At 36.2% G+C, this 18,262-nt stretch carries 7 protein-coding genes; 6 read left to right on the top strand and 1 reads right to left on the bottom strand.

Annotation, left to right across the window (positions count from 1 at the left end; all coding sequences use genetic code 11):
* Nucleotides 1-9: 9 nt before the first annotated feature.
* Nucleotides 10-4,908, bottom strand: a complete 4,899-nt coding sequence (locus tag MY04_RS24615) for a 2-oxoacid:acceptor oxidoreductase family protein (protein WP_066215264.1) — start codon at nt 4,906-4,908, stop codon at nt 10-12.
* A gap of 839 nt (nt 4,909-5,747) precedes the next feature.
* On the opposite strand from MY04_RS24615, the gene MY04_RS24610 reads away from it, so the two are divergent.
* The 6 genes from MY04_RS24610 to MY04_RS24585 all read left to right on the top strand — a co-directional run bounded on the left by MY04_RS24610 (nt 5,748) and on the right by MY04_RS24585 (nt 18,257).
* The gene (locus MY04_RS24610; RefSeq protein WP_158297899.1) at nt 5,748-6,320 is read left to right on the top strand and encodes a hypothetical protein; all 573 of its coding nucleotides are present in this window, start codon (nt 5,748-5,750) and stop codon (nt 6,318-6,320) included.
* Nucleotides 6,321-6,511: 191 nt separating this feature from the next.
* Nucleotides 6,512-7,657: an endo-1,4-beta-xylanase gene (locus MY04_RS24605; RefSeq protein WP_066215261.1), complete on the top strand. Its 1,146-nt coding sequence runs from the start codon at nt 6,512-6,514 to the stop codon at nt 7,655-7,657.
* A 174-nt stretch (nt 7,658-7,831) separates the two neighbouring features.
* Nucleotides 7,832-11,854 (top strand): hybrid sensor histidine kinase/response regulator transcription factor, encoded by a 4,023-nt coding sequence (locus MY04_RS24600; RefSeq protein ID WP_066215260.1) that lies wholly within the window; start codon nt 7,832-7,834, stop codon nt 11,852-11,854.
* Nucleotides 11,855-12,451: 597 nt separating this feature from the next.
* The gene (locus MY04_RS24595) at nt 12,452-15,526 is read left to right on the top strand and encodes a SusC/RagA family TonB-linked outer membrane protein (RefSeq protein WP_084006118.1); all 3,075 of its coding nucleotides are present in this window, start codon (nt 12,452-12,454) and stop codon (nt 15,524-15,526) included.
* 5 nt (nt 15,527-15,531) lie between these two features.
* Nucleotides 15,532-17,001, top strand: coding sequence for a RagB/SusD family nutrient uptake outer membrane protein (locus tag MY04_RS24590; RefSeq protein ID WP_066215258.1), 1,470 nt, complete (start codon nt 15,532-15,534; stop codon nt 16,999-17,001).
* A 32-nt stretch (nt 17,002-17,033) separates the two neighbouring features.
* Complete coding sequence (locus tag MY04_RS24585) at nt 17,034-18,257, top strand: hypothetical protein (protein WP_066215255.1); 1,224 nt, start codon at nt 17,034-17,036, stop codon at nt 18,255-18,257.
* The last annotated feature ends 5 nt before the right edge of the window (nt 18,258-18,262 follow it).

Raw genomic sequence — 18,262 nt, 5'->3', positions numbered from 1 at the left:
CGTTCCTTTCTAGTTCAATCTTTCCCCTCTTTTGATCCATTTTTCGATTTCCTTCTCAGACATGTCTTTAGGGAAACCTGGGTGAATCACTCCTTGAGAACATTTCTCACCTGCTTTTACTAGATCGGCATACGGTCCTGCTTGAGCGTTTTTAATGATCGCTTGTTTCTGATCGTTGTATTCAAACATCTTGTTATTGATTTTGATACACTCATCGCAACCGCTACATTCTTCCGACTCAATCCAAGGTGCCATATAGTTACCATTGTCTGCTGCTGCATTATCTGCTGGCTCAGGTGATGCTTCACCCTGAGGTAATACAACGTCTGCAATATCGCCTGCTTCTCCGGTAGCTAATTTCATTAAGCCCTGAGCAAGTTTTCCAACGATTTCCTGACGAATTTGTGATTCGTCTACCTCTTGAACTTCTTGCTTACCAGCTAAATCTTTCAGCATGATCCAGAATTCCTTACGCTCTATAGCAGAATCAACAATTGGCTCAGCGACCATTACTCTTGTCAATTGCTCTTTCTTATCGACTGCCCAAACGAATGGGAATAAACCTTCACGATCTTCTTTTGGCATTTCGATAAACTCAGCTAAAGGCACCATATTCTCGTTCCAAGTATCTCTTGGAGCCATTCTAAAGTGCTTTCTAAATCTAGCCTCTGTGATGGCAAAATCAGCGAAAGTCATATCTACTTCCATTGTTTTGTCTTTGCCATTGTCTTTATACTTTAAGGTATATTTCGGCCAGATCAAATCCATATCAGGGTTACCCGATAAGTCGAAGTTTTCGGCAGCAGTAGTACCTAAATCAGGATTGTATTTAAAGATCGGATACGTACGTGACTCGATCGCTAACTTCGCTTGATGTGCACCTAAATCATCTGCCACACCATGTTCTGGCTGACAAGTAGTATAGATATTGAATAGGGCAGGACGCTTCGTCATTAGACCATCGATAAAGCCTTCTAACATCTGAGACGTATTGGCTAAAGTAGATTGCAATACATACGTATTTCTATGTGCCATGGCAATTAAACCAATCTCTTTACGAGGTTCTGGCTTACCTTTCCATACTTTACCATACTGCGCCATATCAGATACTTGTCCGATAAAGCCAGATGTACAAGCTTGACCACCAGTGTTAGAGTATACTTGTGTATCTACAACGACTACTTTGATTGGCTTACCTGATGCCATCATTCTCGATAGGTTTTGGAAACCGATGTCGTACATCGAACCATCACCACCAAGTGCCACAACTGGAGGACATAAATGCCATTCATCATCACTGAATTGTTCCCAATTGAAGTAAGTGAAGAAATCATCATGTTTATCAGCATCGTATTCGCCAGCCAATTCCAATTCAGCTTTTCTAACGGCTTTGAAACCATCTGCCATTTTTGCCATGTGACCTTCGAAGATACCCATAGCCAATGATGTTGAATCTTGGAATAAGTGGTTAGCCCAAGGGAATGGATACGGGTTGTAAGGATAAGTAGATCCCCAAACCGAAGTACATCCAGTCGCGTTGGTCATACCCATACTCGAACGACCTCTACCTGTGGTACCTTGTTCGTATTTCCATTTCAATTGCTTCAGTTGTGCCATCAATTGCGTCACATTTCTGAACCACTCTTGGTCGATTGGAGCAGTACCTTTTGCAGATTCAATTCTGCTCGTAATACTCGACATCGTTAAGTCAGTATCCGACATCTCTGTCACGATATCTGCCATTAGATCGGCATCGTTTAAGTTGACAGTTTCCATCAACTTCAATTGGATATGCTTCTCTAATTTACCGATCAACTCCCCAATGTAAGCGACATGTTTCTTCACTCTCGGCATCATCAAAGACTCTACCGTAGCAGTGAATAAATGGACTACAGATTTCTCTGAACAACCTAAACAAGCACCATCGCCTGAGGCCATCACAGAGTACGCATCTTTATTTAATAGAAGCGTTTCTAGTGGTCCGATTTTCTCCTCTAAATCATCAATTCTATTGTATTTAGCAGGAGTGGTTGGTAGATCTTCCCAAAGGCTCCACTCATCGCGAAGTTTGGCTACCGAACCGTCTGTTTGTATCACAGCTTTTAAGGCATCATCCTCACAAACCTTGATACATTCCATACAACCTTTACAAGTTTGAGGGTTTAATGTGATGCTGAATAGACCACCACTACCTTTCTCTTTTTTCTCGTTTAATTGATAATATGGACGTGTTAATGCGAATTGGAAATCACCTAGCTCGTTTTTGAACCACTCCAATTCTTGCACTTGAGCAGCTGGTGTAGATGCATCAAAAATAGCTTCATCTAGGATAGCGTGTATTTGATCATTCACCGTAACATCACCTTTCACACTGTCAAAACGCTCACGGATTTTACCGGTCATCTGACGGATCACTTTAGGTAGATGTTCTACTTTACCTTTTTTCTTTCTCACATGTTTTACCACCGTTTCCATCACATCGTTAAGGTCGGAAACTAAACCAGGTAAAGCCGTATCAGGACAAACGGTATAACAATTACCGCAGGCAGTACAATTGTTTGGAATCCATTCCGGATGTTCGAAACGAATACCTGTCATATCTCTAAATAGAGAGGAAGCTGCTGGCATCACACTCAGACCAATAAATGGATCGGTGATGTTGTCGTTCCCCATACCTCTTTGATAGAAATGACCTGTTTGCTCCCAGAAGCGGTGTACATCAGATAATTTTGATTCGCTTACTGGAGACTTTTTTAGAAGAGTTGGGGTTGGAATATCTTTGTGTACTTGCTCAACAAGTTGTTGTTCTGTGATTTCCTTGCAAGTGATTTCATGTACTTCATCGAAGCCACGTTTCACCACTCTCATGTTATCATCAACAACTCTTTGACCTTTACCACCAAATTTATATTGTAATTGATCTTGGATGGCATCTAATAATTTATCTGCATCTAGACCTGTTTTTTCCATTAATGGAGAAGATGAGAAGAAGGCACCTTGGAAGGCAATACCTTGCATTCTTAACTGAAGTTCTGGATCAGTTGCTTCTTCTCTCGCAATCTTAAATCCATCGATGTAGAATACATGAATATTCTTCTCGATAATTATTTTTTGATATTGACGAGGGATGTCTGCCCAAACTTCTTCTTGAGTTGCTTTATCACTTTGAATAATGAAACAACCACCTTCTTTTAGACCTGCAATTGCATTCGTGTGCTTGAATACGTTAGGGTCTGGTGACAATACCACATCTACGAAGTAATACTCGCAGTTAATACGAATTGGTTCTGGTGCAGCTGCTAAATAATAAGTAGTTGGCTGACCTTTTTTCTCAGAGCCATATTTCGGATTGGCTTTGATATCGTATCCAAGAAGATCGAACAATGTCATGGCCAAGTTCTTACCTGTAGTAATTGCACCCCAACCACCAATAGAGTGGAAACGTACAGTTACAGCCTCTTTAGGCATCAGGTTAGGATTCTCAGAACCACGAACCGAAAGATTCTTAATGTTTGGATAAGACTCCTCAATCGTTTCTTGATATTGTCTTTGCTTAGGGTTGAATGCTTTTTCTCTTACGAAATCAATCGATAAGTAGAATAACTTTTTCTGAGCCCCATCTTCCATCATGTTTTCGATAGCACCAATAATTCCTTCCGGTTGAAGGTCTCTTGATCCCATACCAAACGAACCAGAATACAAGGCAGGCATATCTTTTGGTTGATAGCTGCTTAATTCTGGATAAGGAAGATTTTTCTTTTGAGTTCCATTCTCCAAACATTTCGATAACACTGAGCGCACCTCTCTCATAATCGGAGCATCTTCAGCTAATGGTTGATCTAAACGTTCTAGAATAGTGACCCCTTTCTTGCCTTTCAATACTTGTGCAAGCAAATCGGCAGGGAAAGGACGGAACATCACTAAATCGACTACACCTACTTTGATTCCTCTCGTTTCTCTGATGTAATCCACTACAGCTTCCGCACTAGAAACCACACTACCTTGTCCTAAGATAAGGTAATCGGCATCCTCCACTTTGTACGTCATGACTCTCTTGTACTCACGACCAGTTAAAGCGGCGAAATCTTTAAATGCTTGATCTGTAATTTCTTTAATGTGATCAAAGAAGAAAGGTCTTTGTGCAGCCACCGATTGCATATACGCATCTTGGTTTTGCACAATACCCGCCATTAACGGATTATCCACATCCCAAATTTCTGGAATACGTCTACGAGTCTCTCCATAGATAATTTTTTGAGCTGGAGTAGGCGTTGGGATAATGTCGTCTGGACGACCCAAGAATTCTTTGATTAAATCACGCTCAGGAAGGTTGAGCGACTCAATAAGGTGAGTAGTAAGGAAACCGTCTTGCGCAATCACACCCGGAGTTAAAGCCATCTCGGCAATTTTGTGGGAAATGATGTTCAAGTCGGCTACGTGTTGTGCCTTTTTGGCGAATAATTGGAAAAAACCTGTGTCATCAATGGCATGGTAGTCATCGTGACCCGCATGCACATTAAGGGTAGATTTAGTCATGGCTCTAGCACCAATATTTAATACATAAGTAAGTCTTTTACCTACCGCTGCATATAAAGATTCGTGCATGTAAGCAATACCCTGACCAGACGAGAAGTTTGCTGCTCTCTGTCCTGTCATAGATAAACCAGCCGTTACAGCTGCTGCTGCATGTTCACCCTCTGGCTCAATGAAAATTAAAGGTTTGTCCGAAATGTTTAAGTGCCCTTTGGCTGCTTCTTCCGCCCAATATTCACCCATCTGAGTAGATGGCGTGATTGGGTAGGCCCCCGCTGCATCCGATGATTCTCTTTCGCACATAATAGCCGCGGTGTTTCCATCCATCGCGACACGTACGCCAGGATACTTAGCGTTAGTTGTGTTGTTGCTCATTTTTATTAATGCTGCTTTTTAAATAAGTGTGTTATCTAATTCCGTACAAAAAAAGATGACAGATTTCAGTGAAACCCTGCATCGCGATTTTGCATTTTCTATATATATAATCTTGTAGTAATTGTTTGTTAACTTGGTTATTGTCAAGTATTTCGTCGAAATACTTTTCATTTATCTCACTCCATTTCACTACAAGAAGTTATTCCTCTTCTCTAATTAATAAAGTTAGCTTTCTAACATAATAGTTTTTTGGACCAATAGTTACTAATATGTGCTTCGTGTTATAAGCTAAAATTATATTAATTGTACTCTTTACACTCCCAATGTATTGAGATTAGAAATGAATGAACATGATGATGATCAATAGAAAAGATGATGAAGGTCAATAATAAGAGAGAGTCATTGTAGGATTTGAAGTTGTATTTATTATTAAATAATTGCAAATATTATCTTATAATTACGTTTTTTGATGTCAATAGGTAAGATTATCATAAAAACTGGTTTACCAATTTAAAGTCGCTTTTTTTGTACTTAAATGATTATTTAGAATAAATTTAAAATAGTATTTATGACGCTTATTTTAACATTTTAACTCCATTTTTTAAGATTTAAAATTTTTAAAAAGGTGATTTTAGAAATCGTAATTTCTCTCTGATTTTAATTTTCGCTCAAATATTAAAACACTTATTATTGGTTAATAATTGAAAATAACATAAAATGATTGTTTAATATCAATGATTAGTGTATATTAGACACTACATCACCACTAGCAATCTCAACCCATAAATTTTCATAACTTTTTCCTTTTGCCAAACTACAACTTTTAAAATACGATTATTATGAAAATATCAAGACGAATCATTAATCACGAGATGGACAGAATAGACCAAATGACTGAAGAACAGGCTTTACTTTTTACAAAAGAAACGGATTATTTTAATCCGGAGGTGGATAATGGCGTCTTCGCTAAAATAGAACCGCTTGTTATTAAGAATCCACAAAAGATTCAAAAGTTAATGTTAATTCAGATGCAATCTTTTAAGGCTTTAAATCCAAAAAAGAGAAGACCATACCTTGCTTATGTAAGTATGTTAGATGCACGAGGTACATTATTTTACGATTACACCAATAAGACAGAAGAAGAAATAGAGGATTTAGTACTTTCTGGAAAATTATTACCAAAATCATTAGTAGTTTATACATTGTTTTGCATTGATATGAATGATAAACATAGACGTAGTATTCATTTAGGATGTCCTTATGTATTTGTGAATAGACAAGCTACTTTTTGGTTAATGAAAAACTTTCAAGGCAGATTCTTCTTTGGAGAAGATAAAGAATTGATGAAGGAGATTAAGAACGCCGGAGGGGAGGTACATCGTTTTCCTTTAGGTAGAAAAAAAGTGTCTTAATAGAAGGCGTAAATCTACGCCTTTCTATTGTAGATGAAATATCAATTAGTGTGTTTATAGGTAAATACTGTCCAAGAATTAATAAGGATCACATTTTTTTTTCAGAAAATAAATGATTAACTAGTAGTGTCGAAACTAAAAAGCTAGGATAACCAAATTGACTACTGTTTAAATTTTTAATTTTCATCAAGATGAAAACATTAAGTCATGTGCTGTTATTAACAGTATTATTAGGGTTATTAAGCTGTCAAAATCAATCATCAGAAACATCTTCTAAAACATCAACTCTTAAAGAGGCATTTGATGGTAAATTCCTATTGGGTACTGCTTTACATGTAGATCACACCAATGGTCTAAGAGCGGCTTCTTCTTCATTAGTAGAAAAGCAATACAATTCTATTGTAGCAGAAAACTGTATGAAGCCAGAAGAAATTCATCCTTCAGAAGGAGTGTATAATTTTACCGAGGCTGATCAATTTGTCGAGTATGGGGAAAAGCACAATATGTTTATTGTAGGCCATACCTTGGTTTGGCATTCGCAAGTTCCCGATTGGTTCTTTATTAATGCGGAAGGAAAAGAATGTACAAGAGAAGAATTGATAGAACGTATGAAAGACCACATTTATACTGTGGTTGGTCGCTATAAAGGAAGAGTAGATGCTTGGGATGTAGTCAACGAAGCTATAGATGATAAAGAGGGTTTACGAAAAAGTAAATGGTATAACATTATAGGAGAAGACTTTATCGATTTGGCCTTTCAGTTTGCTCATGAAGCAGATCCAAATGCAGAATTATACTACAACGATTATTCTATGATTCTACCACATCGTCGTGCCGAAGCTGTAAGATTGGTAAAACGACTTTTAGATAAAGGTATCCGTGTAGATGGTATAGGAATGCAAGCACATTATGGAGTAGATTACGTAAAAATTCCAGAATTTGAGAAAAGCATTACCGATTTTGCAGATCTTGGAGTGAAAGTAATGTTGACAGAATTAGATATATCTGTTTTACCTTTTCCAACAGAAGAAATTTCTGCTGAGATTTCTCAAAAATATGCCAAGTCTCCAGAATTTGATCCATATCCAGAAAATCTTCCGGATAGTATGCAAGTGAAATTGGCTCAAAATTATGTCGATTTATTCAAGGTTTTAATCAAGCACCAAGACAAAATTAGTCGAGTAACTTTCTGGGGAGTGAACGATGCACATACTTGGAGAAACAATTGGCCTATCGAAGGTCGTACAGATCATCCTTTGTTATTTGATAGAAATAATCAGCCAAAAGAGGCATATCATGCCGTTTTAGAATTGGCAAAATCAAACCCTAAAGGGTAATTTTATTCTTTATTAGGGACAATTTTTATATTAAATAAGCGGTGGTCACGATCTTTATCAAGTCAAATTGATGATAAAATTTTACAAATGAGTTTATTCTCTGTATTATTATATATGATGAAATCGTGATCACTTTTTAAACTTAAATAATAACTATCACTTCACCGTCTGTATATGAATTATTATTTACTACTACTAATTACATTTTTCACAACTATTACAGTTTATGGTCAGCAAGATCAATTCATAAAATTGAACTTGAGTGCTGATGGGCGACCAATTACGGATATAAATAAGGATCAGCAAGGATTTTTATGGGTAGGTACTTTTGGAAATGGTATCTATAAATATGATGGCTTAAACTATGAACTGTTTAATTATTCTGTAACCGATTCTTCTAAAATCAACGACAATTTTATTCGATGTTCATTCATTGATAATGATCAAAAACTATGGATAGGCACGAATAAAGGTATTAGCTATTTTGATACTCAAAAAGACAAATTCATTTCCATTAGATTAAGCAATACTGAAGATGTAGTTACTTTCGAAATGGAGGAAACCAAAGATGAATCCATCATTTTGGCCACAAACACCAAAGGTATTTATATAAAGAACAAGGATAATTCCATTGATTTTTATCCGATGAAATTAAAACTAGAGGACTATTTTAAGATCAACTCTTTAGCCACAAGGGATTATAAAAACTATTACTTAGCCACTAACCAAGGATTATTCATTTTTAATTATCTAAGGAAAACCTTTACTAAGGTAAAACATAAAGATCTTCACCAGAATATAAGTATTCAGAAAGTGTATATGTCTCAAAACGGTACTCTTTGGATAGGAACGGTAGAATCTGGAATTTATACTTATCAAATATCTTCGGAAAAAGTAGAAGCTTTTCCTGTGACTACTACTAGAATAATGGATTTTTGTGATAGTGAATCAGGTATTTTTGTTGCGACAGAAAATGATGGTGTATTTGTTTTCGATGTAGAAGACAATAATAAATATCTTCATTTTGAGAGTAATGCAAAAGATTGGAATTCGCTTTCTTCTAATTCCGTTTGGTCGTTGTATGCTGTAGATAAAAATAAGATCCTTATAGGGTATTATGAGTTTGGTGTTGGATTATATGATCCTGAATTCTATAAATTTAGCTCCCTTACACATAATCCATACAATAAAAATTCTTTGGCCACTTCATCAGTAAATAGTATAGTCTCTGATAATAATGGCTTATTATGGTTAGGACAAGACGGTGGAGGAATGACAAAATATGATCAAAAATTAGATCAATATTCAGCTATTAATACCCAAAATAATCAGTTGATTAAAGGTTTGGGAAGTGATGCAGTTCAATCTGTATTTAAAGATAGTAAAGGACAAACTTGGGTAGCTACTTGGGGAAATGGGATCTATTATTTGCCTAAAGGGAAAACATCTTTTGTAAACTATACTAAGGATAATTCTAATTTATCTTCTGATCGTGTGATTTATTTTGATGAAGACAGTTATGGACGTATTTGGATTGCGACTTTTGATCGAGGGATTTGTTACTTCAATACCAAAGATCAAAGAATTTATTATCCCAATTATGGTGATTTTGTCAAGACAAGCTTATCGACCAAAGATGTTCGAAATGTATTGGTGGATGGAAAAGATAATGTTTGGGTGGGTACAACAGAAGGTTTATTCTATATAGAAACTCAGGATAAACAGTTTAAAGTAAAGGCAGTTTTATCTCAACAATTGGGGGGAGACAACATTTTATCTTTGTTTATAAGTCAGGATAGACATTTGTGGATAGGGACAGATGGAGCAGGTTTGTATAAGTATAATTTAGAAACCAAGCAATTGATCTCCTATTATGGTAATAATAAAGTCAACCGAAAGGTGATTTGTGGAATCACAGAAGACCTAAATGGAAATATTTGGTTAAGCAGTAAAAATGGTATTGCTGTAATTCAAAAATGGAACGATAGTGTTCGTTATTTTACGCAAAAGGACGGTTTAGTATCAGAAAACTTTAATTATAACTCCATAGCTTTCGACCCTAATTCGAATACATTGTTTGCCGGTTCTATCAAGGGATTGAATTATATTGATGCCTCTATTATCAAACCTCAAAAATGCGAAGCGGAGATTTTCTTCAATACAATCAACATTCACCAAACAAAATTTCAGAATGATGTTGAGGAGATTCAAAGGAAGATAACAGACGGGGAAGAAGTAGTGCTTTCACAGGATGAAAATATCTTCTCCATAGATTTTACCGGTATCGATTTTCCATATTCAGACAAAATTGATTTTGCTTATTATTTAGAGGGACCCGAAAAATCGTGGAATTATGTTGGTGCGGTAAGGAATGTGACTTATACTTCTCTACCAAGAGGAGAATATGTTTTCCATTTAAAAGGAATGGACAATAATGGGGTTTGGACAAAAGAAAAGACGATAAAGATCAAAGTTTTACCTTATTGGTACCAATCGAACTTGGCTATTGTAGTTTATGTTTTACTCTTCTTGCTTGGACTTTATTTCTTGAATAGAATTATGAAGGCTAGAGTGAGAATTTTGGAAGAAGCCAAAGGAGAAAGGGAACGCAGATTGCAAGAGGAAGAACTTACTAAAGCTAAGCTTCGATTTTTTACGAATATTTCTCACGAATTTAGAACTCCTTTAACGTTGATTCTAAATCCAATTACTGATATGATATCTGGGCAGTTTTCTACTCAGCAATTAAGGGAAAAGAATGTCTCAATCTATAGAAATGCACTTCGATTAAAGAATTTGATAGATGAGTTGATGGACTTTAGAAAGTTGAATTCTAAGAATATGAGCCTTAAAGCACAATTATTAAATCCGGAAGAAGTGATTGAAGAGTCCATCTTATTTTTTGAAGAAGAAGCAGAAAGCAGAAATATCGAAATTTCCATCAAGAAAGACTTTACAAATGAGATTCAGATTTACTTGGATGAAAGTATGATCGAAAAGATCATCTTTAATCTGTTCTCTAATGCCTTCAAATTGATGGATCAAAATGGCGAAATCAATATCAATTTGTTACTTTCTGATACCTATTTGAGAATTTCGGTAAGCGATACTGGTCCTGGAATTTCTAAAGTGAACCTAGAAAAGGTATTCGATCGTTTTTATCAGGTAGATGCACATCAGGATGCTTATTATGGGGGGACAGGAGTTGGATTGGAAGTAGTGAAACAGTTTGTGGAGCTGCACAAAGGAAAGATTTCAGTGGAAAGTACTGTTGGTGTGGGCACAACTTTCCATTTAGATTTCCCAATGGGTAAAGATCACCTAGATGAAAATCAAATATTTGATAGGAATTCTTTGAATAGAAAGAAATATGTACTTCCTGTAAGCGATCATAAATCGGTTATTGCAACTACTTCATCCGCTTCAAAAAAACAATCTATTTTACTGGTAGAGGACAATTATGAACTGCGTTCTTATCTAAGAGAGGCACTACACGAACATTATCAAATACATGAAGCATCTGATGGAGTAAATGCTTTGGAACTCCTCGAAGAAAAGAACATCGATATTATTATATCTGATGTGATGATGCCTAATATGGATGGTTTCACTTTATGTGAAAAAGTAAAGACGAATTTAAAGATTAGTCATATTCCTCTTATCCTTTTGACAGCAAAAAATGATCAAGAAGATAAAATAAAAGGAATTGATTTAGGGGCAGATGCTTATATACAAAAACCATTTGATTTAGAATTACTGCATGTGACTATAAAACAACTTCTGAAATCAAGACAAGTAATATTCGACCGATTCATTGGTAAATATCAAGAGGAAGGGTTCGAAAGTCCAACGACTACAAATGTAGATCAAGAGTTTTTAAAGACAATTACGGATTATGTGTATCAACATATTTCAGATCCTAATTTAAATGTTGAGCATTTGGCTGGTCAATTGAATTTAAGTAGGAGTCAGTTATACCGAAAAATTAAAGCACTTACGGGTTTAACGGCTACAGTATTTATTAAACGAATTCGTTTAGAACAAGCAAAGAAATTGATACTGGCAGGGAATAGTAATATAAGTGACGTTGGATATCAAACAGGATTCTCTTCTCCATCTTATTTCTCGAAATGTTATAAGGAGTATTTCAATATTCTACCAACACAAGAATTAAAAGAGGTCGAAGGAAAAGAATAAGAAAGCAATTACTATTGATATAATTATCTATAAACTCGGCTTTATGTCGAGTTTTTTTATACTTAAATGATAAACATGGTATAATATTTTATTTAAAGAGTAAGAATTGTATTTAATTTTTTTAACTATCTGATTTTTTAGTGTGGCTGAAATGAAAATTATGATGCATCAAATGTGACATTTGTTGCAAAAATGTGCCTCAACATCATTATTGCAAGATTTTGCTTCAATTTTATTATTTGTATAAAGTACAATTATACAACTTGCAGCATGAGAAAAAAGTCAAGCGAACAAAATGTTCACTCTAGGAAATTAGTAGTACTAGAGGTCTTGGTTATTACTAGTTTAGTTGGTCTCATTATTTTAATAGCCACTTTGGCGTAGATAAGAGACCAGCAGTTTCGACACAATTAACAAGTCTGTGATAAGGCACATTTTTTAACATAAAAATCTACATAAACAAAATGAAAAGAAATTTTACTTAGACAATATTTCAGCTCTCAAGTTATGCTAACTCTAACTATTCACTAGATCTGTAAAGTTTAATATAAAACAAGATAGATTTAGTATCTGATTGAATTAAACATAGAAAATGAAATGAACAATTATTTTTTTAGAGCAGACGTATCGAAAAAGATACCTCTTCTAATGATTCTATTTTCCGTTCTGTTATTACCAAACTATCTCTATGCTCAAGATTCTAAAGTAATCAAAGGAGTTGTAGTAGATAGTAATAATAATGTACCACTACCTGGTGTAAATGTATTTATAGTAGGTACTACAATAGGTACGATTACCAACTTCGAAGGTGAATATTCTATTAAAGTAGATGCGAATTACACCGAGTTAGGTTTTAAATATATCGGTTACATCGAAAAGATGGTGTCCATAGAAAACCAAACTGAAATTAATATTTCGTTGGACGAAGATGTAAAGCAGTTAGAAGAAATTGTGGTTGTAGGTTACGGTACTCAGGAAAGAGCAAAAGTAACTGGTGCCATTGCTACGGTAGATTCTGAAGCCATTACTTCGACTCCGGTCTATACGGCAGATCAAGCTTTACAAGGTAGAGCTACGGGTGTGTCTGTAACTAATAACGGTTCTCCTGGTAGTGATCCAATTGTACAAATTCGTGGTGTAATGGGTACGAGTGGAAATAATCCTCTAATTGTAGTAGATGGTATTATTGTACAAGGTTTGGGTGATTTGAACCCTTCGGACATTGAGACAATGACGGTATTAAAAGATGCATCTACTACCGCTATTTATGGTGCGCAAGGTGCAAATGGTGTTGTTGTAGTCACGACAAAGAAAGGTAAGTCAGGAGAAATTAAAATTGATATTGATGGCTACCGTGGTGTTCAAACAGTGCAAAACCAACATGATGTAATGGGTAGAGATGACTACATCAAATACTCTAAAATGTGGGGAAATGCTGCTGAAGGACGTTTAGAAAATGAAAAATATGCTGATATCAGTAAGTACAATACCAATTGGCAAGATGAGATTTTCCAACAAGGTATTATCGAAAACTACAATGTTGGCTTATCTGGAGGTGGTGAAAACACGAATTATAGAATTAGTGGTAACTACATGAATCAGGAAGGTGTATTAAAAAACACGGGTATTGAGCGTTTCATGTTTAGAGCGAATTCAAATTATACGAAAGGTAGATTGAAAGTAGCACAAACATTCTCGGTGTCAAGTACTGATAAAAAGCCGGAGCAAACATCAGCAGGTCGTTCAGCATTAGAGCATGCCATTAAAATACCGCCATATCTTACGGTTTATAATGCAAGTAATTTAGGAGGGTATCAAGGTACAAATATTCAATTGGATGGTCAGGATGCCGAAAACCCTGTAAGAGTGTTAGAACATACTGAGATCTCTAACCGAAGAGTGAACCTTATGGGTACCTTATCAGCAGAAGTGGAGTTATTCCAAGGTTTCTCTATTAAGGGACAAGGTGGTATCGACTACTTCAATTATACAAATGATTTATTCTCCCCAGCATACGACGATGGATCAGCTCTAGCTAGACCCAACAGAGCATTAATCGAGAAAGGATATGGATCTCATGCAATGATGACATTAATCGGACAAGCCAACTACAGTAGAAAATTCGGTAAACACAATGTAAATGCTGTAGCTGTTGTAGAACGTATTGAAAAGAAAAATAGGAATGCAGGTACGTCGAGTTTTAATGAAATTACCAATGAGATCAAGAATACAACAAATACTGACTTAACTGGCGGTTCTTTCTCTGTAGATTATGGTAAATTAGGTTATTTAGGCCGTGTGAACTATGATTATGATGGTAAATATCTATTTGCTGCTTCATATCGTCGTGATGCTTCTTCTAGATTTGGAGCCAATAACAGATGGGCTGGGTTCTACTCTTTATCATTAGGTTGGAACGTGTTGGATGAAGCATTTATTCCAGAAACTGATTGGATGTCACAGTTAAAGTTAAGAGGTAGTTATGGTTCTGTGGGTAACGATAATATTGGAGATTATAGATATTCTGCATCTATTGTTTCAGGTAACCATAGATATGTTTTTGGTGGTGCTAACGGTGTGTATCAAGCATTTGGTACAACGGCAGGTAACCTTCCAAACCCTAACTTAAAGTGGGAAACAACTTACATGACTAACGTGGGTGTTGATTTAGGTTTCTTCGAAGATCGCTTAACACTATCAGCAGAATATTATAAAAACGAAAGTGATGATCTATTGATCAATGTTCGTCAGGTTTCTTCTATTGGTGGTGTAAATTCTACTCAAGCGAAAAATGCAGGATCTGCTCAAGTAAGTGGTTTTGAATTTAATCTTGGAGTGAAAAACCAGGAGAAAGCATTGAAATGGGTAGCCAACCTAAATATTAGTACCATGCAAAATAGAGTGAATGATCTTGGTGGAGAAACACTTTTTGAAGGGTACTATGAAAACAACGGTTCTATCTTAAGAAGTGTTGAAGGTGAGCCTCTAAGACATTTCTACGGTTATCAAGCAGTAGGTATTTTTAGATCTTGGGAAGAAATTTATACTTCACCAATTCAGACATCAAATACTGCTCCTGGAGATGTGAAGTTTAAAGATATTTCTGGTCCTGACGGTGTACCTGATGGTGTTATCGATCATCACGATCAAACAATCATCGGTAATCCAACTCCAGATGTGGTATTTGGTTTAAACATGGATTTCAGTTATAAGAACTTCGATTTAAACATCTTCTTTAACGGTACTTATGGAAATGAAATCTATAATACTACTAGATGGTATTTGGAAGGCGGACAACGTTTCTTCAATGCTCATCCAAAGATGTTAAATGCTTGGACGCCTGAGAATCCAGATTCTGATGTCCCTCGTTTAAGCGAGTCGGGTGATAACCTAAGAACTTCAGATCGTTTTGTGGAGGATGGTTCTTATTTAAGACTGAAAAACATCACTTTAGGATATACACTTCCTAAGAACGTTTTATCGAAATATATCTCAAGATGTAGATTCTATGTAAGTGGACAAAACTTGTTTACAGTAACAAAATATACTGGCTTGGATCCTGAGGTTGGTGCAGCTGCTGCAAGTGGTAACAACCCTGCCGAGACGGGTATCGATAGAGGTAACTATCCAACTCCTGTAACAATTATTGGTGGCTTACAATTAAACTTCTAAACATCATGACAAAAATTAAAAATACATTCATTTTATTATTAGTGATTGCTTTTGGAAGTAGCTGTAGTACAGATTTCCTTAACATCTCTAACCCTAATGAACTTACTGAGGATACTTATTTCAAGAACAAATCTCAGTTACAATCTTCGGTTGATGCATCTTATGTCAATTTGCAATCAAAAGGTCTTTACATCCGTCATTTATTCTTTATGAATGACAATATGGGTCACGAAGTGGAATTAAATCCTCAACACGAGCCTGATAAACGTCAGTATTATAATTTCACTTTTGACTCAAATCACGAAGGTATCTTTACTTATTGGGATAACTGCTTTAGAGGTATTAATAAAGCAAACTTCGTGATCTCGAATCAAGATAAATTTGAGAATGTTACTCAGGATGATGTGGATAGAGCATTAGGTGAAACTCATTTTATGAGAGCCTTTTACTATCATCTTTTAGTGACTCGTTTTGGTGGCGTTCCGATTTACCCAGAGTTAACTGATACTCCAAAACCGAGATCAACAAAAGAAGAGGTATATCAATTTATTTTGGAAGATTTAGCTATTGCAGCAGAACTTTTACCTACTCAAGCAAATACGGATGGAGGTAGAGCAACTTCTGGAGCAGCCTATGCACTAAAAGGAAAAATGCACTTGTACAGACAAGAGTGGCAAGAGGCAGCAGATGCTTTCAAGAAAGTAACAGGTTATACTTTGGTAGACGATTATTCTCATAACTTCTTAGAAGAAACGGAATACAATTCTGAATCAGTTTTCGAAGTAGGTTTTACAAGAGAATTTGGTTGGTCTGATCAAGATACTTGGTGGGTAGAAGATGCTTCAGGGATGCAGTTCGTGTCATTAAGAGGTCAGGAATACGGTTGGAACGATTGGTTCAACTCTTACCCAGGAGACGATTTGTTAGATGAATATGAAGCGAATGATCCTCGTTATGTAGCCAATTTCTATACAGATGGTGAACTATTTAATAACGGAACAGAAGTCGTAAGTCTTCCAGATCATAGAGCCGCTTGGAAGAAATACCAAAATTATTACCAACGTCCAAAAGAGGAAATTGCATCAGGTATTAATCACCGTGTTATTCGTTACTCAGATGTTCTCTTAATGAGAGCAGAGGCGGAAAATGAGTTAGGTAATATCTCTACAGCTGTCAATTTAATGAATGAAGTGAGAGCAAGAGTAAACATGCCTTTATATGGATCAGCAGAAATGAATGCTACCTATCCTGTAAGTAGTAAATCGGATGTTTTCAAAGCCATCGTTCACGAAAGAAAAGTAGAGTTAGCAGGAGAACAAGTACGTTACAATGATCTACTACGTTGGGATATGGCTTCAACATTCTTAGCAGGATCTGGCTTTGTAAGTGGTAAGTCGGAGTTACTTCCTATTCCTCAAAAAGAAATTGATGTAAACCCTGAAATTTCTGCAGCGGATCAAAATCCTGGCTATTAATATCAGCTTGTTGAACTGAAAATGAATGAACAATGAAAAATAAATTTATATATATATACCTTTTAGGATTACTCTCTGTTTGGGGATGTACATCAGAAGATTCTTCACCAATGGAAGAACTGCCTAAAGCAGCTTTTACAGCGACTCCATCAGATGAAAATCCTAACTACATAGTACTTGATAATCAATCGACAGGAACATCCATTATGAGTTCTTGGAAGTTCAAGGAGGATGGACCTTTCGTAAGAGGATCACAAGGTATGGATACCACTTATTACCCTAATGAAGGAACTTACAAAATTACCTTATATACAGGTAATAATGCTGGTGTAGATACTGTTTCTCAAGATATCGTTATCGAACAAAGAGATCCGGATTTACCACCTATCGGAGGGGATGCTTTCTTATTGTTAGGCGATTTCGAAGATGGTAATGTGGGCGATTGGAATGCATGGGGACAAGATGTTTCTGTGGTTAGTAATCCAGGTGCATCAGCAGCTAATCCTTCTGATTTGGTGTTGAAAATGACACAAACAGAACCTTGGCAAAACAGTGCTGTTAGAAGTATTCCACAAGTAACTCCTTTTGCTACAAAGATTGTGGTTGATGTTTACTTTGAAGTAGCGGGCGAATTAAAACTTCAAATAGAAAGTGATTTTGCTACAGGATACTTCCAAGCAGTTCCAGCTGGCGAATGGGTAACATTAGAATACAACCTTGAAGGAGAAGTAGATCCAGCAAAAGAGTATCCATGGATTCTTTTCCAAGGAAATACGGCAGGTAGTTACTACATCGATAACATCAAATACTATGCATTGGATATTGGTGGAAATAACGGAACAGTATATGGCGATTTTGAAGACGAGCAAGTAGGTGATTGGAATGCTTGGGACCAAGCCGTTTCAGTAGCAGCGAATCCAGCAGCAGATGCTGTCAACTCATCTAACTTTGCTTTAATGATGACACAAGCAGATCCTTTCTCAGCAAGTGCAGTAAGAAACGGTCAGATTGTGGGTGTTGCAGCCGATAAGATTACGGTTGATGTGTATTTTGAACAAGCAGGTTCTCTAAAGTTACAATTGGAAAGTGATTTTGATACAGGGTATTTCCTTGATGTCGAACCTGGAAAATGGGTAACATTAGAGTACGATCTAAACGGACAAATAGACGGAAGTAAGGAATATCCTTGGGTGGTTATTCAGGGAAATACGGCAGGGAATTACTATGTCGATAACATTACTTACTACGAACAGTAAATTGT

The sequence above is a fragment of the Flammeovirga sp. MY04 genome (assembly GCF_001682195.2).
Lineage (GTDB): Bacteria > Bacteroidota > Bacteroidia > Cytophagales > Flammeovirgaceae > Flammeovirga > Flammeovirga yaeyamensis.
The sequence above is the reverse complement of the archived record's forward strand: the minus strand, read 5'-3'. Positions and strand labels throughout refer to the sequence as shown.